Here is an 18,999-nt window from a genome sequence, read left to right as displayed (position 1 = left end):
GACCGCGCGAGTGTTGCCGAGCTGATCCGCGATCGCCGTCGTCGGCTCATGCGGCGGACATTGCGCCGGTGAGATACATCGTCCCGTACACCGACACGTAGGCACGGCTGGAGTCGCTGGTCAGTCCGCCGAGGTTGCGCGGTGCATCGCTGATCAGGCCCACCGCGTCGTTGTAGCGGCCGGTTGACAGCAGCGCATGGCACACCGACCGGGTCAGCGATGCCAGCACCACCCGCCCCTCGGTTTGCTCGGCCAGATCATAGCCTCGCTGCGCGGCCACACACGCCAGGTCGGTCTCGCCAAGCTTGGTCAGCACCGCCGTACTCGCCTGATACGTCAACGCGAGCAGTCGTTGACACCGCACCTTCTCCTGGCCGTCGTACTGATCCACCACATATGCCAGATCCTCAATGAGACCGGACAGCAAGGCCGTCATGAAGCCAAAGCGCGAGGCCTGATAGGCGTCCCACACCGCGCTCACCCGCGTGAGCAGCGCATCCGGTGACTGAAGCTCCCGATCATCCGAACGCCCCGGGATCAACTGCCGATACGTCAGCAGCGCATCGCGCAGTGCCGGGACAGTCTTGCGGCCCGTTTCCGGCGACCACTCCACCAACGACGGCTCGGCCAGCAGATCGCCCAGGGTGACGTCCAGCTCCCGCCCGATAACGTTGATGACCGACAGGCGATCGAGTTGGATCCGGTTGTTCTCAACCTTGTTCAGCCAGTCCTCAGTCCGGCCGATCAAGTCAGCCAGCACCCGCTGCGACAGCCCCCGTCGACGCCGATACCAGGCGATCCGCTCACCGACCGTCAGCCGAACCGGTACACCTTCATAGAGGCACTCTCTCACAGATCGACGACTTCCGGTCGACATTGCTTAAGTCATTAAGCCCTCAACAATGCCTGAGATCGTGCCCAGCTAGCCAACAGTGCCGACACAGTACGCTTGCCCAATAGGTAGTCCACTCAGCCATGTTTAGCGGGCGAGCGCAGCCTAGACTGCAAGTCTGGTTTATCCCATACGTTCCCCCGTTCGGGCCTATCGGGCCATATTCCGGTATGTCATGATGCGGCAACACTTTATTTGGAGGATTTAGGTGTCACCAAGAGCGTTCATTAGTTTTGAGATGGAAGATAGCTGGGCGCGTGACTTTCTAGTACAGCAAGCGAAAGATAAGAGCAACGATGTTGAATTTATAGACTATTCTGTTAAGGATCCTTTCGATAGCTCATGGAAGACCCAGTGCCGGGAAAAAATAGCTCGAACAAAAGGCACTATCGTCTTGGTCGGAAAAACCACGTACAAGTCTGACGCGGTTATATGGGAAATCGAGGAAACTAAACGCCAAGCGCATCGAATGTTCGGAATTCAGATCAACAGCAATGACACACACAGAATCCCCGATGGCTTGTCAGGTTTTGATGTCATACGATGGAACTTTGATCATATCATTAGAAAGCTTTCAGCGTGGGAATAATTTGAATTATATAGACGAGTTAGCAAAGGTCATACGCGGAAAGTTGCCAACACGTACTCTGCCGTCGGACGATACTTATGATTTGTTTCGAATTTACGCTGTACTACTCTTAGCTAAAGGTGAGTCGGTAACACCTGAAGACGTCCATAATGCTTGGGTCGCATGGATGGCTTCTCGTGATCCAAACCACCCATCTCTGAAGCCGTTCAGTGACTTACCTAGTGACATCGCTGCGTCTGACGAGCCGTATGCGGACACGATACGGCTAATAGCAGGGGAGCGCTGAGTTGTCGGCAGAGGATCCACTCAATAGGGAACTGTTTCCTAACGGGGAGCCTTCAAGCAACGACGATTTTGATCGATTAATTGAGATGTATAAGATCATGATAACGAGTTCTGAATCGCTAGTTTCTCGTCGTCAAGCCGTCAACACCTTTTTCCTAACAATAAACGGAGCGCTACTGACCGCAATTGGCCTGATCGTCAGCACTGGCAGTGAATGGCGACTGCAAGCACTTGGGATATTTGTGTTGACAAGCACAGGCGCAATATTATCCTGGGCATGGTGCACTCTTATAAACTCTTTTGGTCAACTCAATTCAGGAAAGTTTGCTGTCATAAACCGCATAGAACAACATCTCCCTGCAGCAATCTATCATGCCGAATGGAAAGCTCTGAAAGAAGGACGCGATCCGAAGACATACCGAACGTTTACATCTCGCGAAATTTGGGCGCCTCGTGCTTTTACCATTCTACATGTTTTCGCTTCGCTACTTGCTCTACTTTTAGGAAGCGGTGCGTTATCACTGTTGATTGACCTCGTAAGGTCAATCACGGTATGGCAGCAACTCTGATTCTAACTTACCTTACCGTCCTTGTTATGGCGCGATATGTTCCGTCCCTGCCTGTACCCTATGAGGTTACTCCAATGCGTTCGCTGGCGCTTCCCCTCCGAGTTAGTGATTAGCAGGGGTACTTCAACCTAATTAAATCCTCAACATCCCACTATTTTCCAGTATCTTCCTTGCTGGATTCTGTGTCTCGATCGGCAATGATTTGATCAGTGATTTTCGCGGCTTCACTTGGCGGCGCTCCCTCACGAACAAAAGCTAAAATCTGCGACTCCCGAAAAGAACACGGACGAGCAGTCTTCAATGCCGGGAGTTCAGCATCATACCCGATCACCTCATCTCTAATGAATTTTTCAAGTGATTGTGATACTGCGCCATGAGACGCCACAAATAACTGCGAACCAAGCACGCTGGGAGAGAATACAACAGCAGGATCTTTGAATTCTGATCTATCTAACGTAAAGGACTTGGCACATGTAATGTCGAGGTTCGCCAAATCTTCTCGTATAAGCGACTTCTGCGCATGGAGAAACTCTTCCCTACACCATTCTGCGTGTTCCTCCTGGAGCCAATCATCTGATATATCAGCATTACTATTTCCGATAAATAGCGGAATAAATAGGTCGGACCATTTCACAATTATATCGTGAAAGTATTCAGGTGAATTGCGCCTGAGTTCAGTGTACGCTCGATACAGTAGAAAGTGAAGACTTACACTAACGGTCGAGAGCCGAGATATCGCAGCAACGTAAGTAACGTTCCGATCGCTTCTAGCGCCTCTTGATGCAGCGAGAACGCCGCCAAGATACTCAGCCATCACTTCATCATCACAGTATGGAGCTTCCTCCAAGACGACCTTGATCATCCTGGGTGGAACAGCTTGCTTATTCTCGCCTGTAGAGTTCGCCCTGCGTAGGGCTTTCATTACGACCCGAGTGGTGTTAGCTTCAGCTTTCCCCTCCTGAATGTGTTCCAAAAGGCGATTTCCCAAGTATTCAAACGTAGGTCCCAAGAGTTTCTTAAGTAGATCATCTACGCCTCGTGCGCCTGGTATAAGAGTCACTGATCGCACCTCTCGCTGGCTTCTTTCCTGACCTGCTACGCTCAGATTCGCCCGTGCAACGGAGTTAGTTACGTTACTGCGGCAGATCTATTCGATCACGTAGCTGCACCCCCTATATCCAACGCTATTGGTGACCAGGGCGGGCTCCTAGATCGGCGGCTAGTGGGGACTTTCTCTACGTCGTCAAGCCGCCCCAACAGGCGGGTGCGCGGGGCCGGCGGAACACGACAAAGCACCCACCGGGTGCCGCTGCGGGACACCGTCCCCGTGATCGCCGCATGATCAGGGCCGCGCCGGACACGCTCAGCCCCGCTACGCGCCGATCCCGCGCTTTGCTCCCTTTGCGTAGATACGGTCACACTGTGTATGTCGTCCGTCACGCGGGATCGGTTACAGGGTTGACCGCGCCCGGCGCGGCCATGAGGCGGCAAGGAACGCGGGGATGCAGGCGCATGGCCTGGTGCCGGTCACCCGCCCGCCGCGGGCACCGGTTGGCAGGGTCGAGAGGCGATTAACTGTCGAAATTCGGTGCCCGTCACCCGGTCGCAACCGCTACCAACCGGAAGGTCAGTACATCCGTCAACGCAGGTCATAGCCCTAACCGGAACGCATGCGAGGTGTCCGGAAGGGTTGTTAGAGATCCGCAGGGTTACTGGTTCGAGTCCAGCGGGGGAGCAGGTGCCCAGGTGACAAGCCTCGGCATTCTTACGTTCCGGGGGGTCGGCAGAACGGATCTGCCGGAAACCCACTCACTTTCGTTAGGCGGGGCTGGCGCTGTCGCGCCGCCCTCTGCACCCGCGATGCCGTGCGCGTAGCGCGCTGGCTGTCCGGTATGTGCAGCGACACCCGACACGGTGTGCTCAATGGCCCGACATGGCGTGCCGCAGTGCCCGACACGGGGAGGTGGCCGGGCGGCGCGCGCGATATCTCGGCCCAGCGACCTGGCGTTCGGCCTGACTGCGTAAGGTATGGGACCGTTGGGGCCGGTAGCTCAGTCGGTCAGAGCAGTGGACTCATAATCCATTGGTCGCGGGTTCAAGTCCCGCCCGGCCCACGGAACCGGTGTGCGGTCTCGGTTGATGCTTGTCTGATCGTGCTCGGTTGAGGCTTGACGTGGTCTCGGCTGATGGTTGACGTCGGTCTCGGTTGATCCTTGACACCCGTTGCGTTTCGTTCTCGGCTATGCCGTGGACGGAAGGAGCGGGCTGTGCTCAGGGAGATCTCTGTGGTTGAACAGCGTTATCATGCGGTTTTGGCCGTGTTGGAGGATGGCCTGTCGGTGGTCGATGCGGCCGCCAAAGCGGGGGTGAGTCGACAGACACTGCATGGCTGGATTGCCCGGTACGCCGCTGGTGGTCTGGAGGAGCTGGCTGAGCGGTCGCATCGGCCTCATTCGTGTCCGCACCAGATGGATGCGGCGGTTGAGGTGGCTCTGGTGGATCTGCGGCGTCTGCATCCGGGTTGGGGACCGGATCGGTTGCGCTACCGGCTGGCACGTGACGGCGTGCATCCTGTGCCGAGCCGAGCGGCGATCGGGCGGGCGTTACGGCGTCTCGGGCTGGTCGAGCCGGCTCGGCGGCGGCAGCGTAAACGAGCCTACCGGCGGTGGGAACGTGGCCGGCCGATGGAGTTGTGGCAGCTGGATGTCATGGGTGGGGTGCTGCTCGACGACGGTCGGGAGCTCAAGGCGCTGACGGGGTTGGACGATCACTCGCGTTTGTGCGTGTCCGCTGGTCTGGTCGAGCGGGCGACGTCGCGGCCGGTGTGCGCGGGGTTCGCCCAGGCGCTGCGCACCTATGGTGTTCCGACTCAGGTGCTTACCGATAATGGCAAGGTGTTCACCGGGCGGCATGCCGCGCGGCCGATGGAAGTGTTGTTCGACCGGATCTGCCGGGAGAACGGTATCGAACATCTGCTGACCGCGGTGCGGTCGCCGACCACCACCGGTAAGATCGAGCGCTTCCATGGCACCTTACGTCGGGAGTGTCTGGCCGGGCGCTCCTTCGCGACCGTGGGGCAGGCGCAGCAGGCCATCGACGCGTGGGTGGTCGAGTACAACACCGACCGCCCACACCAGGCGCTCGGCCGCTGCACCCCGGCCGAGCGGTTCCACACAGCCAGTCCCGATCCTGGGCCCGCGCTCGATCTCGAGGCGCTGAGCCAGCGTCGGTACGGGGATGACTGGGTCACCCGCAGGGTGGCCAGCAACGGCATCGTGTGCGTGGCCTGGCAACAGGTCAGCGTCGGCAAGCATCGTCGAGGCGAGCTCGTCGACGTCCACGTCACCGACCGCGTTCTCGAGTTCTGGTCCGGCCCCGACCTGCTTCGCACCGTCGTCCGCGAATCGAAAGGAGACGTTCGCAAGAAACGGGCCTCCAAGCCCACACCCACCTAACAACCTGTCAACGATCAACCGAGCACAAACCGTCACCCATCAACAGAGACTAGACAGGCCCACGGAACCGGTGTGCGATCCGGTCCGGCGCACCGGACCGGTCGGCCGGGCAGCGGGGTCACGGCTTCCGCGCCGTTCGCGCCAGCCGTAGCAGCTCGTCGACCGACCACTGGTCGTTCGCGTGGCTGCCGTATTTCGCCGCGAGTACGCGCCCACCGGAGTCGATGAGGAAGTCCGCCGGCAGCCCGGTCATGCTCTCGCCCTGGGGCCCCACCTTCCCTCCGGCGCGCACAGCGCGGACGACCACGGACCAGGACCGCCACTTCAGCGGCGTCGACCACGCGCGCGGGTGCAGGTTCGACTTCGGCGAGGACTCCACACCGAACCGGGAGTACAGCTCCCTGTCCGGGTCGGCGAGCACGGCGAACGGGAACTCGCCCTGGTAGGGCAGCATGGCTTCGACGGGGGAGTGGAAGACGGCGACCTCGCGGACCCCCGCATCGACGATCTCGTCGTGCCTGCGGGCGACCGACCGCAGGTGGATGTTGCAGATCGGGCATGCGGCGAAGCGCCGGAACTGCAGATGGGTGAGGGCATCGGCAGCGGGTACCCGTACGGGCTGCGAGTTGATCGTCGTCAGCGCGCGCGGCTCGACGACCTCGCCCGGTGACACGCGGGCGGTGCTTCCGGCTAACGGCATGAGTCCTCCTCGTTCGGTCGTGCTCAGTCCAGGTGGGTGAGCTTGTCCGGGTTGACGACGGTGTAGACGCCGCTGATCCGCTCGCCGTCCGGCGTCAGGTTGAGCACCATCACGGCGAAGAGGTCGTCCCCGTCGAACACGACCGCAGCCGGGTCGTGGTTGACCTGTCGATAATGGACTCCCAGATCGGCCGAGGCGCGGGCGAATCCGGTGATCATCCGGGAGACCTTCTCGCGGCCGTGCACCGGATGCATCGATGCCTTGGCTACCTTGCCGCCGCTGTCGTTCCACATCGTCACGTCCGGGGCGAGCAGTTCGAGCAGGGACGCCAGATCGCCGCCGAGCGCCGCGGCGATGAACCGTTCGGTCACGTGCTGCTGCACGGCCGGGTCCGCTCGGAACCGGGGGCGCCTGGCCTGCACGTGCTCACGGGCACGGTGCCCGAGCTGGCGGATCGTCGCCGGGCGGCGGGCGAGCGTGCCCGCGATCTCGGTATAGCTGTAGCCGAAAACCTCGTGCAGCACGAACACGGCGCGTTCCAGCGGCGAGAGCGACTCCAGCACCACCAGCAGCGCTATCGATACCAGCTCGGAGCCGGCTCCGCGATCGGTGGTGTCATCGGACGTGGCCAGCGGCTCCGGCAACCACGGGCCGACGTAGGTCTCCCGGCGACGCCGGACGGCGGCCTGGCGGGCGAGTGCCTGGTTCACCCCGACCCGCACGAGGTAGCCGCGCGGGTTGTCGATCGGCTCGGCGCCCGCATCCCCGTACCTGGACGCCCACGCCAGCCAGGTCTCCTGCAGCACGTCGTCGGTGTCGGCGACGCTGCCGAGCATGTTGTAGACGATCGAGAACAGCAGCTCGCGATGGTCGACGAACACGCGCGTCGCCGCGTCAGCTGTGCCATCCGGTTGCGTGTCGGACACGGTTGGCCTCCTTTGCCGCACTCACACCCTGAGAGGGACTGCAGGGGCCGAACCGTGACACCGAACGATGGATCGTGACCTGGTTCACATCTCCGTGCGTGCGGGTCCTGTGCTGACTGGGTGGTGGGTGACCTCGTAGTCGTCGAGGTCGAGGGTAGCCAGTTGGCGGGCGTACTGGGTGGCGAAGCCGGGATACATGGTGGCGTTGAACCCGTCCTCGGTGAGGTACCAGCTCGTGCACCCGGAGTTCCAGGTGGTTCTGGCAAGGCGTTTCTGGATGTCGTGGTTGAACCCGTCCTGGATGTCCTTGCGGACCTCCAGGGTCCGCACGTGCTGATCGTGGATGAGCTCAACGGCCTTGACGATGTAGTCGATCTGAGCCTCGTTGTAGACCAGCACGGAGTTGTGCCCTGGTCCGGAGTTGGGGCCGAAGGTGAAGAACAGGTTGGGGTAGCCCGCGACGCTGACGCTCTTGTACGCCTGCGCGCCCGCGGCCCAGTCGTCGCCGAGCGACCGTCCGCCGGGACCCGTGATCGGGAACGGCGTTCCCGTCTTGCACACATCGAAGCCGGTAGCGAACACGATGCAGTCGACGTCGTGCTCGATGCCTTCGGCGGTGCGGATCCCGTTCGGTGAGAGCGTGTAGATCGGCCAGGTGATGAGCTTGCAGTTGTCCCGTTGCAGTGCCGGGTAGTAGTCGCTGGTCATGAGGATGCGTTTGCACCCGATCCGGAAGTCCGGTGTGAGTTGCCGCCGTAGCCAGGAGTCCTTGACGGCCAGCCGGAGGTACGTCCTGGCGAGACCTTGCAGTGCGGTGGTGGCCATGGAGTCCCACACCACGCCCAGCGCTATGGCCTCGTGCCCCCAGAACAGGGCCTGGCGCAGGAAGGCCTGCACGACGGGAGCTCGCCGGAACGCCGCTGTGAGCCACGCGGGGTGGCCGGGATTCGGTTTGGGCAGCACCCAGCCAGGGGTGCGCTGGAACACCTTCACCTTCCTTGCCCTGGCGGCCAGCTCGGGGATGATCTGCACGCCGCTGGCGCCGGTGCCGATCACCGCGACGTGCTTGCCGGTGAAGTCGTAGTCATGGTCCCAGCGGGCACTGTGGATCGTGTGTCCCTGGTACGTGTCGATCCCGGGGATGTCGGGCAGGCTGGCGTTCGACAGCGGGCCCGTGGCCATCACCGCCGCGCGAGCGGTGAAGCTCGAGCCGTCCTCGGTGCGTGCGCTCCACAGGGCCGTTTCCTCGTGATACTCGAGTCCGGTGACGTTGGTGTGGAACCGGATGTGCCGGCGAAGGTCGAACGTATCCACCATGTGGTGGATGTACTCCAGGATCTCCCGGCTGCCGGAGTACGCCCTGCGCCAGTCCGGGTTGGGCACGAACGAGAACGAGTACAGCAGCGACGGTACGTCGCAGGCCGCACCGGGATAGGTGTTGTCCCGCCAGGTGCCCCCGACGTCACTGCCGCGTTCGAGGATGACGAAGTCGGTGATACCGGCTTGCTTGAGACGGATGGCGGTGCCCAGGCCTGCGAAACCGGCACCGATGATCAGCACGGTGGTCGACGTGGTCATGGTGGGTCTTCTCGCTCTCGTCGTCGTTACCTGTCCACCGGTTCGTGGGTCAGTTCCTTCGACCAGGTCGGGTTCTTGCCGAGCAGCCGGTCAGGAATCCGTCCGGTGACCTTGACCAGCGGGTCGGCGAGGTACCGGTGGTACGGGTGGCTGCGGTCGACGACCATCCGCGCCTGCTGCTTGAACAGGTGATACGCCGGTATCCGCTTGGTGTTGGCGCTCCGGTCGCCGTTGGAGACGTACCGTTTGACGGCGTTGTAGAGCTTCTGCTCGGGCAGGCCCATCGCGACGATGTTGTCGCGCATCTTGTTCAGCAGCGGCACGAAGACCACAAGCAACCCGAGCAGCAGGTGCGGTTGCACGATCGCGGCGGCCTCGATCAGCAGGCGCCGCGTCCGGCCCGCGCCGACGAGGTCGAGGACCTGGAAGTCCACGGCGATGTGCCGGGACTCATCGGAGTTGATGTGCCGGAACACCTCGTGGCACAGCGGGTCGTCGACCTCCTCGAGCAGGAACTTCACCAGCGCCCCGTCCAGCGCGCACTCCAGCATCGGGATGAGGGTGGCCAGCCCGGTCAGCGGGATGCGGTCGCCGTGGCGGTCCAGCATCCGGATAGCCATCCGGATGTTGACGTTCGGCGCGGGGGTCTCGCCGTCGTCCAGCATTCCCCACCGCTTCATCAGCGCGAGCTCGGCGTTGGCGTGCTTCTGTTCCTCGGCGTGGAAGTAGGTGTAGATGTCCTTGACGGTGTCGTTCGGAGCCTGCCTGGCCAGCGCGGCGAACCCGCGGGCTCCGATGTTCTCGATCCATACCAGGTCGGACATGAACTGCCTGAGCTTCGGCCACTGCTCGTCGGTGATGGTTTCGGCGCCGGGCGCGTCCCAGTCGATGTCGGCCAGCGACCATTGCTTGTCCTTGATGGTGCGCAGCATGTCCTCGAAGTCGACGGCCATGGTTGTCCTCCTCGTTCAGGCCGGCAGCCGGCCGAGCAGACCGGCGGCACGGGTGTAGGCGGCGGGCAGCATGCGCTTGGCTCGCCAGATCAGCTGGGCGTCCAGCCGCGGAACGACATAGAGCCGGCCGCGGTCGTGGGCGTCGAGGGTGCGGCGGGCGATGTGCTCCGGCGACGCACCGGTGAGTCGCATCAGGCGTTCCGCGGTCCTCGCCACGGTGGAGTCGATGAGCTCGCTGCCGATGATGTTGGTGCTGACGAACGTCGGGCAGAGCACGGTCACCGCGACGCCGGAGCCGGACAGCTCGGCGGCCACGGTCTCGGATACGGCCAGCACCGCTGCCTTGCTGACGTTGTAGGCACCCATCCGCGGGGCGGCGGCGAAGCCTGCGGCGGAGGCGACATTGATGAGCCCGCCGTCGCCCGCGAACCGCAGCCAGGGCACGAACACGTGACAGCCGTGCACGACCCCCCAGGTGTTCACGGCCAGGACGCGGCGCCAGTCCGGCAGCGGCGTCTCGCCGACCACCTGCCCACCGGCCCCGATGCCCGCGTTGTTGACAACGAGGTCCGGCGGGCGGCCGAGCCAGCCCTCCGCGGTCTCCGACAGGTCCCACACCTGCCGCTCGATGCTCACGTCACAGTGCACAGCCAGCGCCCGCCCGCCGTGCGACTCGACGAGTCGCACGGTCTCCTTGGTGCTGTCCTCGTCGATGTCGGCACAGACCACGTGCCCGCCGCGGCGGGCGAGCTCCACCGCGAAGGCACGGCCGATCCCGCTGCCCGCCCCGGTCACCACCGCATGCGCGTGGTGGCTCCTGCGGCGCAGGCGCGTACCGAACAGCCGTCTCATGCGGACTCCGTCAGCTCGCGCTTCTGCGGTGCGCGCCCCAGTTCGGCGCGCACGAACTCCGCAGCACCGCGCATGGCCCGGCGACCTTCGGGGAGTACGGCCGCGAACGCCTGGAAGACGTGCATCTGATCGGGCCAGACCTGGAGCTCGCAGGTTCCCCCTCCCGACCGGATGGAGCGCGCGAGGGAACCGGCGTCGTCCGCGAGCATCTCGGCGCCGCCTGCCTGGATCAGCGTCGACGGCAACACCTGCCCCTCGGTGAACCGCAGTGTGAGTCGCGGGTCGGTGGGGTCGGCATCGCGGGTGTAGAGCTCGACGATCCGGCGGGCACGGGCCGCTGTGATCATCGGGTCACGCCGCAGCTTCTCCCGCTCCCGCGCCAGCGACAGGGTCGGATCGACCAGTGGGGAGAACAGCACCATTGTCGACGGAACCTGCTGCCCGACGCGGTTGAGCTCGAGAACCAGGTCAACGGCCAGGTGCGCGCCTGCCGAGTCCCCGGCGAGCACGATCCGGTCCGGCGAGTAGCCGTGTGCGCGCAGCCAGTCGTAGGCCGCCCGCACATCGTGGGCGGCGGCAGGGAAGCGGTGTCGTGGCGCGAGACGGTAGTCGCACGCGAACACCGGCAGCCCCGTCGCCATCGACAACCGCGACGTCACGCCGCGATGGGTCCGTGCCGAGCAGACCGCGTACCCGCTGCCGTGCACGTACAGGATCACCGCATCGTCGCGGCACGTCCGTCGTGCGCGCACCCACTCACCACGCACCCGCACCCCGGCCGGTGCCGATCCGTCCACGGCACGCCGATCGGTCCCCGCTAGGGCCGGGCTGACCAGTGCCAGCGCGCCTGCCACGATCCGCCGGGACAGCCGCACCCCGCGCTCGTTCAGGGGAACGATCGACGTGAGCGGCCGCAGCGTCACCGCCGTGATCCTGGCGAGCGCCCGTGACCGTCGCGAGCTTCGCGTGCTCGGCACCCGGAACCACGCTCGGGGCATATCTGAGGGCGGATGACTTCTCTGATGTCGCATGCCCTCAGATTGAATGTGACTCCGGACGTTGTCAAGATGTAGTTGTGGCCGGAGCGCGAGCGAAGTCAGGCATCTACGGCGGGCGCACTGCGGAGCAGCGCCGGGCGGAACGCCGTGGCAAGCTGATCGACGCCGCTCTGGAGATCTGGCAGGAGCACGGCTGGGCGGCCGTCAGCATGCGGGGCGTGTGCGCCCAAGCCGGCCTGATCGACCGCTACTTCTACGAGAGCTTCGCCGATCGTGACGAGCTGCTGGTCGCGGTATGGGACAAGGTGCGCGACGAGATGTTCGGGCTGCTGCTCGAATCGATCTCCGATGTATCCGACCACCCCCCACTCGTCCAGCTCCGGAGCGCCATCGAGGTGCTGGTACATCGTCTCGTCGAGCATCCCCGCCATGCGCAGATCATCTTCGGCGAGCACGCAGGCAGCCCGGCACTCGAACAGCGGCGCCAGGAGACGCTGCAGCGCGCCACCGACATGCTGGGCCAGCTGGCCCGGCCGTTCCTGCGCGCGGATGTCGACGAGAACGGGTTCCGGATGACCGTCCTGATGGGGATCGGGGGCTTCTACGAGCTCATCAGCGCCTGGCGTGCCGGTATCGTCCGAGCCGACGCCGACCAGATCATCGAGCAGGCCGCACGCCTCGGCGAGACCCTCGGCGCCCAGTACCTTCCCGGTCATCGTGCCGAGTGAGGCAGCGGGACCGGTGGCTTCCGCCGCGGTGGCGGGCACGGCACACGGTGCGCGCCGCGCTGGTACCGGCCGGATAGGATTCCCGGTCAGCCTGCGGCAGGGCCGTGTCCGTCGCGCTGCACCATCGCCTCGATACCGTCCAGCAGCCGCCGCATACCGAAGTCGTGCGCGCCGGGTGTCGCCTCGAGGGCGGAGTCGCCGAACCCGCCGCTGATGTAGACGAACGTCATCGTCGGGTAGCGGTTGGCGTCGAAGTACCGTTCCCACAACGGGGACCGCTCGCCCCACCACTCGTCGTTCGTCTGCCCGGACGACTGTTCGAGCTGCTCGCTGTCCGCCTCGGCTGCCGCGACCTTGTTGACGAACGCGATGATCGCGTTCGCCGCGTCAGCCAGCTGGTGAGGTGTCATGTCGGTGCTGGCCAGCGCGGACAGCACGTACTCGGAACCCGCGAGCATGCCGGGACCGATCGGCGGCCGCACCATCGAGACGTGGCGTAGCCACGGGTGCCTGCGATACATCGCACGGGTCCGCTGCGTGTAGTCCTCCAGCTGAGCGCGCCACCCGTCCGGCCGGGGCTCGCCGGGTGCGGGAAGTGCGCGTTCGCCCAGTACCTGGTCGACCATGAGGTCGAGCAGGTCCGCCGTGGACGGAACGCAGGTGTACAGCGTCGTGACGTCGACTCCCACCGCGGCCGCGACGCCGGACAACGACACGGCCCCCAGGCCGTGCGAATCGGCGACCTCGATGCTGGCCGTGACCACGTCGTCGACACTCAACTGTGGCGCGTGCACGGATGGCCCCGCGGCGCTCGCCGGCGCGACGTTCCGCCACAGCATGGGCAGGATGCGATCCGGGTCGCTACCACCGCTGTACTCGATCGATGCCGGCATGCGCTGCTCCTCCTGCTGGTGCCGTAGCTCGGCGATCGGCTCGCACCGTTTCGTACACCTTACGAGCCTCGTCCCCGCTTGCGACACAACCGGAACGCGGCAGCCCGCCCCATCGTCGGCGCATTGTCTGGGACGGTGGTGTCGGTGCAGTCGCCCAACACGACGTGCCTGACGGCCCGACACGACGTGCCTGACGGCCCGACGCGGCGTGCCAGGGGGGCCGACACGGCGTGCTCGGGGAACAGACACGGATTGGGGAGCGGAAGATGCGCCATATCGGAATCGTCGCCCACAGCGTTCCGGGGTCCGCGCAGTGCTTCCAGGCGGTCGCCCAGCACGGGCAGCAGGTCATGGGGACACACAAGCATCCCGACGTGACTCTGGACTGCATCCCGATGGGGCGCAGCATGCCTGCCTGGGAAGCCGGGGAGTACGACACCATCCGGACCGTGCTCGCCGAGAGCACGGCCAGGCTGGCAAGCGCAGGGGCCGAGTTCTTCGTCTGCCCGGACAACACCGCCCACCTGGCGCTGGAGCGGCCAGGGCCGGACCTGGCGCTGCCGGGGTTGCATATCGCGGAGGTCGTGGCTCAGCGGGCCGCCACCGCCGGTCACCGTACGGTCGGGGTGCTTGGTACGCGCTGGACCATGGAGGCCGAGCTGTACCCACGGGTGCTGGCCGCGCACGGGTTGAGCTGCCGGGCGCCGTCCGCGGAGGACCGTGCGGAGATCCAGCGGATCACCTTCGAGCAGCTGGTGAACGGGCTCTTCACGGACGCGGCGCTGGAACGCTTCGTGGAGATCATCAACAGGCTCGGTGACCGAGGCTGCGACGCCGTCGCCCTGGTCTGCACCGAGTTTCCGCTGCTGGTCCCGCCCGAGGCCGCACCGCTGCCGACACTGGACTCCACGGACCTCCTCGCGCGTGCGGCCGTGCGGGTCGCCACCGACGGCCACGAGCTACCCGGCTGGCGCGGGGGCCCACCGGGGTGAACGGGCCGCGATACCGCGGCAGGGTGCGCTCAGCGCACCGCGCTGACGAAGGCGTGGAACGCCCGCGGGGGCAGGACGAGGACGGGCCGGGCGTCCTCCGGTACCGCCGCCTGCTTGGTGTCGCGGATGCCGACCCGGTCCGGGCAGTGCCCGACCTCCACGCAGGCATTCTCCTCGTGATGGGTATAGCTGGAGGTTCGCCAGCCGGTCATCGTCGTATGCCAGGTCATGATGCCCTCCTGCAGCGTAGTTACGCTCAGTGTGCACCCGATGACGCACCGAGCGTAGTCCCCGGAGGTGTGGTGTGGCGCCGGCGGACGTCACGCTGCGTCGCGTGGGTGCCCGTCCCGTCGAGTCCCGGTCAGCCGGGAATCCGAGCGCCGGTGGCTGTGGAGAACACGTGCGTCTCGTCGGGGCGCACGCGCAGATGCACCGTCTCACCCTTGGCTGGTGGCTTGCGGGGGTCGATCCTGGCGACGACGTCGACCTCCCCGGGAGCGGACTCCCGCTCCCGGAACGTGGTGTAGCAGTACGCGTCCGAGCCGAGCTCCTCGACGAGGGTGACGGTCGCTGCGACCCCCTCGTCCTCGCCGACCAGGTCGATCGCCTCCGGGCGGAACCCGACCGTGACGGCACCGTCCCCGTCGGAGGCCGCCGTCGCCCGCGCCTGCCTGGACACCGGAACCGTCATGCCGCCGATGTCGGCGCCGTGCTCGGTGAGGCGCCCCTGGCGCAGGTTCATCGCGGGCGAGCCGATGAACCCGGCGACGAACACGTTGGCCGGCCGCTCGTAGAGCTCGCGGGGCGTGCCGCACTGCTGCACGACCCCCTCGTCGAGGAGCGCGACGCGGTCGCCCATCGTCATGGCTTCCACCTGGTCGTGGGTGACGTAGACGGTCGTGGTGCCGAGCCTGCGCTGCAACGCGGCGATCTGCGTGCGGGTGGACACGCGCAGCTTGGCATCGAGGTTGGACAGCGGCTCGTCCATGCAGAAGACCTGGGGCTGGCGCACGATGGCCCTGCCCATGGCGACTCGCTGCCGCTGCCCGCCGGACAGCGCCTTCGGCTTGCGGTCCAGGTAGTCCTCCAGGTCCAGCAGCTGCGCGGCGTCGCGGACCCGCTGCCTGATCTCGTCCTTGGACCTGCCCGCGATCTTCAGGGCGAACCCCATGTTGTCCGCCACGTTCATATGCGGGTACAACGCGTAGTTCTGGAACACCATCGCGATGTCCCGCTGCTTCGGCGGCAGCGCGGTCACGTCGGTCTCGCCGATCCGCACCCGCCCGGCGTCGACGTCCTCGAGGCCGGCGAGCATACGCAGGCTGGTGGACTTGCCGCACCCGGACGGGCCGATCAGGACGAGAAACTCACCGTCGTCGATCCGCAGGTCCAGTGAGTCCACGGCGGGTCGCTCGGTTCCCTGGTACCACCGTGTCGCGCCGTCATAGTGCACCGTAGCCATCGCCATATCCTCCTTTACTTGACACTACCCGCCGTGAGCCCGCTGACCAGGAATCGCTCGATGTAGGCGAACAGGGCCACCACAGGGACGATCGCGATCAGCGAGGCGGCGAACAGGTACTGCCACTGCACTTCGTACTGCCCGATGAACGCGGTGATCCCCACGGTCAGCGGTTGGGTCTCCGGTGTACTGGTCAGCGTGAGCGCGACGACGAACTCGTTCCACGCGGTGATGAAGGTGAAGATCACCGCGGTGACCACACCGGGAACCGCGAGCGGGAGCGTCACCCGGAGCAGCGCTTGCAGCGTGCCGCACCCGTCCAGCCACGCTGCCTCCTCGAGCTCGACCGGGATGGACGAGAAGTAGGCATGCAGGATCCACGTGGAGAACGCGAGGTTGAACGCCGCGTTGACCAGGATGAGCGCGGCGTAGGTGTCGATGAGCCCCAGCGCGAGCATCTCCCTGTGGATACCGATCACCAGGGCCGTCGGGGCGAACATCTGGGTCACCAGCACCAGGAGCAGGAACATCCGGCGCCCCCGGAACCTGCGCCGCGCCGTGTAGTAGGCGGCGGGCAACGCGACCGCGACCGCCAGGACGGTGGACAGCCCCGCGATGAGCACGGTGTTGCGCAGGTACTCCCAGATCGGGGCCACCCGCCACACCTCGAGGAAGTTGCCGAACTGCCAGGACTCGGGGAGGTACCCCGGCGGGGACGCGAACAGCTCCTCGTGCGGTTTCAGCGCGGTCAGCAGCATCTGCACGTACGGGGCCAGGACGACCAGCGCGACCAGCCACGCACACGCGGTGAGCAGCACTTTGCGCATCATCGCTGCCGGAACGGTCACCTCAGCCGATCTCCTTCCAGCGCACCGCGCGCAGGTAGAGCAGCACCATCACGACCACCATCAGGAAGTTCACGACGGCCATCGCAGCCGACTGGCCGACGCTCTGGTCCACGAACGCCAGCTTGTACATGAAGGTCGTGGTCGTGTCCGTCGCGTTCCCCGGGCCGCCGCGGGTCATCGCCCAGATGATCGGAAACGAGTTGAACACGTTGATCACGTTGATCACGGTCGCCACCAGCAGCGCGGGTTTGAGCAACGGGAAGACCACCGACCAGTAGGTCCGCCACCGGGAGGCACCGTCCACTCTGGCCGCTTCGTGGACCTCGTCGGGGACCGTCTGCAGCCCGGCGAGCAGGACATAGGTGGTGAACGGGAGCGAGACGAACACGCCGACCCACATCATCCACAGCAGCGCGATCGTCGGGTCGCCGAGCCAGTCGCGGGGAGAGTCGATCACGCCGAGATCGGTCAGTACGCGGTTGGTGATGCCGTAGAAGTAGCTGAGCATCCACCGCCAGACGATCGCGGTCATGACAAGCGATGCCGCCCAGGGCACGATGAGGGCCCAGCGCACGAGGCGCCGCCCGGGGAACCGGGCGTGCAGCAGCTGCGCGAGCCCGAGCGAGAGCGCCACCGTGACGGCGACGATCCCGGCCACCCACACGATCGTGCGGCCGATAACCGGCACGAGCTCGGGGTGGTCGAGCAAGGCGCTGAAGTTGTCCGCGCCTGCCCAGCCCCTGGGTACTCCCGTCCTGCTGATCTCCCGTAAGGACGTGAGCACCATCTCCACCACCGGCCACAGCACGATGCCGCCGATCAGCAGGAGCGCGGGACCGAGCCACAGCAGCGGCTCAAGGCGGGCCGTGCGGCGCGGCCGTGCCCGCCCGGCCGGTACCCGCCCGGTCGTGGTGGCCGAAGGCCGCACCCGGGTAGCGGAGCTACTCACCACTCGCCCGTTGCTGTAGCCGGTCGAGCACCTCGCGCGGCTCGGCGTCCTGCACCGCGGTGCCGATCTCCTGCTTCACCGCACCGTCCACTTCGGTCCACTCGGGCCGGGTGGTCGGGAAGAACCGTGCCTCGGGTAGCGCCTCGATGAACGGTGCCAGCTCGGCGTCGGAGGTCATGGCCTCGCTCGCTGAGTCGGTCGCGGGAAGGAAGCGCTCGGTGGAGAGGAACTCGGTGTAGTTGTCGGTGTCGTAGACGAAGTCGAGGAACGCGTTGACCGCCTCCTCGTTGCCGGGGTTGTCGAACGCCATCAGGTAGTCCTGCACGCCCAGCGTGCTCGGCTCGTGCCCCTCGTTGCCGGGGATCGGGGCGATGTCGTAGTTCAGGTCCGGGTTCTGGTCCTCGATCACGCCGGGCAGGAAGACCGCACCGTTGAGCATGCCGACGTCGCCCTGGGCGAAGGCGTTGAACATATCGGCGCGGTTGGTCGTCGCGGGGTTGGGTTGGGTCAGCCCGTCATCGACCATGCCCGCGAGGAACTCCAGGGTCTCGACGTTCTCCTCGCTGTTGATCGCCCAGTTGCCGTCGGAGTCGGTCCAGTGCCCGCCGTTACCGTTGATCCACATCTGGAACTCGGCTTGGGCCTCCTCCGGGCCGAGCGGGAGCCCGTACCCGACGGCTCCGAGCTCGGAGATCTGCTCGGCGTAGTCGGCGACCTCGTCCCAGGTTCGCGGCGGGCCGTCCAGACCCGCCTCGTCGAACAGATCGGTGTTGTAGAAGAACAGGCGGGTGCTCGCGATGAACGGCAGGCCGTACTGCGTGCCCTCGTAGACGCTGTTGTCGGCGAAACCGGGAAGGAAGTCGTCGCGTACCTCCGCGGAGACGACGTCCTCTGCGGGGCGGAGAAGGCCGTCCGCGGCGAAACCCGCGAACTTGTTGAGGTTGAGGACGTCCGGCTGTTGCCTGTTCTGCACGAGCGTCGTCACGTGCTGGTCGATGTCGTCCCAGTTGACCACCTGCAGGTCCACGCTCATCCCCGGGTTGGCCTCCTCGAAGTCCGCGATGAGCTCCTGCCAGTACGGTTCGGTGTCCGAGCTGTACTCCGCGGCGATGAACGTGATGGTGTCACCGTCGTCCGCGTCGCCGCAGGCGGACAGCGCCAGTGCCGCGCCGAGTCCGAGAGCGGCCGCGCGCAACGGCCTCGATCTGCTGCGCCAGGAAGGGTTCATGCGGCCGGCCACCTTTCTCTCCCCGAGAGGTCCCTGTCGGTCAGGTGCCGTGCCCCGATACGGGCACGAAACACGCACAGCGTGCATGATTCTGAGCAGTCT

20 protein-coding genes and 1 tRNA gene are annotated in these 18,999 nt (G+C 65.2%); 7 read left to right on the top strand and 14 right to left on the bottom strand.

Annotated features, from left to right (window positions below; genetic code table 11):
- Positions 1-46: 46 nt before the first annotated feature.
- On the bottom strand, positions 47-877 hold the full coding sequence (locus tag H0B56_RS11735) for a helix-turn-helix domain-containing protein (RefSeq protein WP_180893055.1): 831 nt from the start codon (positions 875-877) through the stop codon (positions 47-49).
- Positions 878-1,100: 223 nt separating this feature from the next.
- Here H0B56_RS11735 and H0B56_RS11730 point away from each other — a divergent pair, with 223 nt between their 5' ends.
- The 3 genes from H0B56_RS11730 to H0B56_RS11725 are packed head-to-tail and all read left to right on the top strand — an operon-like array spanning position 1,101 to position 2,335.
- On the top strand, positions 1,101-1,481 hold the full coding sequence (locus H0B56_RS11730) for a TIR domain-containing protein (protein WP_180893054.1): 381 nt from the start codon (positions 1,101-1,103) through the stop codon (positions 1,479-1,481).
- Positions 1,387-1,767 carry a DUF7701 domain-containing protein gene (locus H0B56_RS23620; protein ID WP_425484526.1) on the top strand — a complete coding sequence of 127 codons (381 nt, stop codon included), beginning with the start codon at positions 1,387-1,389 and terminating at the stop codon, positions 1,765-1,767. The genes H0B56_RS11730 and H0B56_RS23620 overlap by 95 nt, the downstream gene beginning before the upstream one ends.
- 1 nt (position 1,768) lies before the next feature.
- A complete protein-coding gene (locus H0B56_RS11725; RefSeq protein ID WP_180893053.1) occupies positions 1,769-2,335 on the top strand; it encodes a RipA family octameric membrane protein in 567 nt (188 codons plus the stop codon).
- A gap of 151 nt (positions 2,336-2,486) precedes the next feature.
- Here the strand turns inward: H0B56_RS11725 and H0B56_RS11720 are convergent, their stop codons facing one another.
- Positions 2,487-2,969, bottom strand: coding sequence for a hypothetical protein (locus tag H0B56_RS11720; RefSeq protein WP_180893052.1), 483 nt, complete (start codon positions 2,967-2,969; stop codon positions 2,487-2,489).
- 1,406 nt (positions 2,970-4,375) lie between these two features.
- On the opposite strand from H0B56_RS11720, the gene H0B56_RS11715 reads away from it, so the two are divergent.
- Both H0B56_RS11715 and H0B56_RS11710 read left to right on the top strand, forming a co-directional pair.
- A tRNA-Ile gene (locus H0B56_RS11715) sits at positions 4,376-4,449 on the top strand.
- Positions 4,450-4,602: 153 nt separating this feature from the next.
- A complete protein-coding gene (locus H0B56_RS11710) occupies positions 4,603-5,790 on the top strand; it encodes an IS481 family transposase (protein ID WP_180893051.1) in 1,188 nt (395 codons plus the stop codon).
- Between the two features lie 118 nt (positions 5,791-5,908).
- Here H0B56_RS11710 and H0B56_RS11705 read toward each other — a convergent pair whose 3' ends face one another.
- The 6 genes from H0B56_RS11705 to H0B56_RS11680 form a co-directional block, all read right to left on the bottom strand.
- The gene (locus H0B56_RS11705; protein WP_180893050.1) at positions 5,909-6,490 is read right to left on the bottom strand and encodes a peroxiredoxin-like family protein; all 582 of its coding nucleotides are present in this window, start codon (positions 6,488-6,490) and stop codon (positions 5,909-5,911) included.
- Between the two features lie 23 nt (positions 6,491-6,513).
- Positions 6,514-7,416, bottom strand: coding sequence for an RNA polymerase sigma factor SigJ (gene sigJ / locus H0B56_RS11700; protein WP_180893049.1), 903 nt, complete (start codon positions 7,414-7,416; stop codon positions 6,514-6,516).
- 84 nt (positions 7,417-7,500) lie between these two features.
- The gene (locus H0B56_RS11695) at positions 7,501-8,994 is read right to left on the bottom strand and encodes a flavin-containing monooxygenase (RefSeq protein WP_180893048.1); all 1,494 of its coding nucleotides are present in this window, start codon (positions 8,992-8,994) and stop codon (positions 7,501-7,503) included.
- Between the two features lie 26 nt (positions 8,995-9,020).
- Positions 9,021-9,947, bottom strand: a complete 927-nt coding sequence (locus H0B56_RS11690; protein ID WP_180893047.1) for a ferritin-like domain-containing protein — start codon at positions 9,945-9,947, stop codon at positions 9,021-9,023.
- A 15-nt stretch (positions 9,948-9,962) separates the two neighbouring features.
- On the bottom strand, positions 9,963-10,799 hold the full coding sequence (locus tag H0B56_RS11685) for an SDR family NAD(P)-dependent oxidoreductase (RefSeq protein ID WP_180893046.1): 837 nt from the start codon (positions 10,797-10,799) through the stop codon (positions 9,963-9,965).
- Positions 10,796-11,722 (bottom strand): alpha/beta hydrolase, encoded by a 927-nt coding sequence (locus H0B56_RS11680; RefSeq protein ID WP_343063864.1) that lies wholly within the window; start codon positions 11,720-11,722, stop codon positions 10,796-10,798. The genes H0B56_RS11685 and H0B56_RS11680 overlap by 4 nt, the downstream gene beginning before the upstream one ends.
- Positions 11,723-11,874: 152 nt before the next feature.
- Here H0B56_RS11680 and H0B56_RS11675 point away from each other — a divergent pair, with 152 nt between their 5' ends.
- Positions 11,875-12,525, top strand: a complete 651-nt coding sequence (locus H0B56_RS11675) for a TetR family transcriptional regulator (protein WP_180893044.1) — start codon at positions 11,875-11,877, stop codon at positions 12,523-12,525.
- 86 nt (positions 12,526-12,611) lie between these two features.
- Here H0B56_RS11675 and H0B56_RS11670 read toward each other — a convergent pair whose 3' ends face one another.
- Complete coding sequence (locus tag H0B56_RS11670; protein WP_180893043.1) at positions 12,612-13,418, bottom strand: TetR/AcrR family transcriptional regulator; 807 nt, start codon at positions 13,416-13,418, stop codon at positions 12,612-12,614.
- Between the two features lie 266 nt (positions 13,419-13,684).
- Between H0B56_RS11670 and H0B56_RS11665 the strand changes: the two genes are divergently transcribed.
- Entirely contained in the window at positions 13,685-14,410 is a 726-nt protein-coding gene (locus tag H0B56_RS11665; protein ID WP_180893042.1) for an aspartate/glutamate racemase family protein, read from the top strand.
- Positions 14,411-14,439: 29 nt separating this feature from the next.
- Here the strand turns inward: H0B56_RS11665 and H0B56_RS11660 are convergent, their stop codons facing one another.
- The 5 genes from H0B56_RS11660 to H0B56_RS11640 form a co-directional block, all read right to left on the bottom strand.
- On the bottom strand, positions 14,440-14,640 hold the full coding sequence (locus H0B56_RS11660; protein ID WP_246361100.1) for a DUF397 domain-containing protein: 201 nt from the start codon (positions 14,638-14,640) through the stop codon (positions 14,440-14,442).
- Positions 14,641-14,771: 131 nt separating this feature from the next.
- Positions 14,772-15,872, bottom strand: coding sequence for an ABC transporter ATP-binding protein (locus H0B56_RS11655; RefSeq protein WP_180893041.1), 1,101 nt, complete (start codon positions 15,870-15,872; stop codon positions 14,772-14,774).
- Positions 15,873-15,886: 14 nt separating this feature from the next.
- Positions 15,887-16,720, bottom strand: a complete 834-nt coding sequence (locus tag H0B56_RS11650; protein ID WP_343063863.1) for a carbohydrate ABC transporter permease — start codon at positions 16,718-16,720, stop codon at positions 15,887-15,889.
- A gap of 1 nt (position 16,721) precedes the next feature.
- Positions 16,722-17,669, bottom strand: coding sequence for a carbohydrate ABC transporter permease (locus H0B56_RS11645; protein ID WP_343063862.1), 948 nt, complete (start codon positions 17,667-17,669; stop codon positions 16,722-16,724).
- Positions 17,662-18,897, bottom strand: coding sequence for an extracellular solute-binding protein (locus tag H0B56_RS11640; protein WP_180893040.1), 1,236 nt, complete (start codon positions 18,895-18,897; stop codon positions 17,662-17,664). Before H0B56_RS11640 ends, H0B56_RS11645 begins: the two co-directional genes overlap by 8 nt.
- Positions 18,898-18,999: the final 102 nt, after the last annotated feature.

Source organism: Haloechinothrix aidingensis, assembly GCF_013450155.1.
GTDB lineage: Bacteria > Actinomycetota > Actinomycetes > Mycobacteriales > Pseudonocardiaceae > Haloechinothrix > Haloechinothrix aidingensis.
This window is presented reverse-complemented; position numbering and strand designations above follow the sequence as displayed.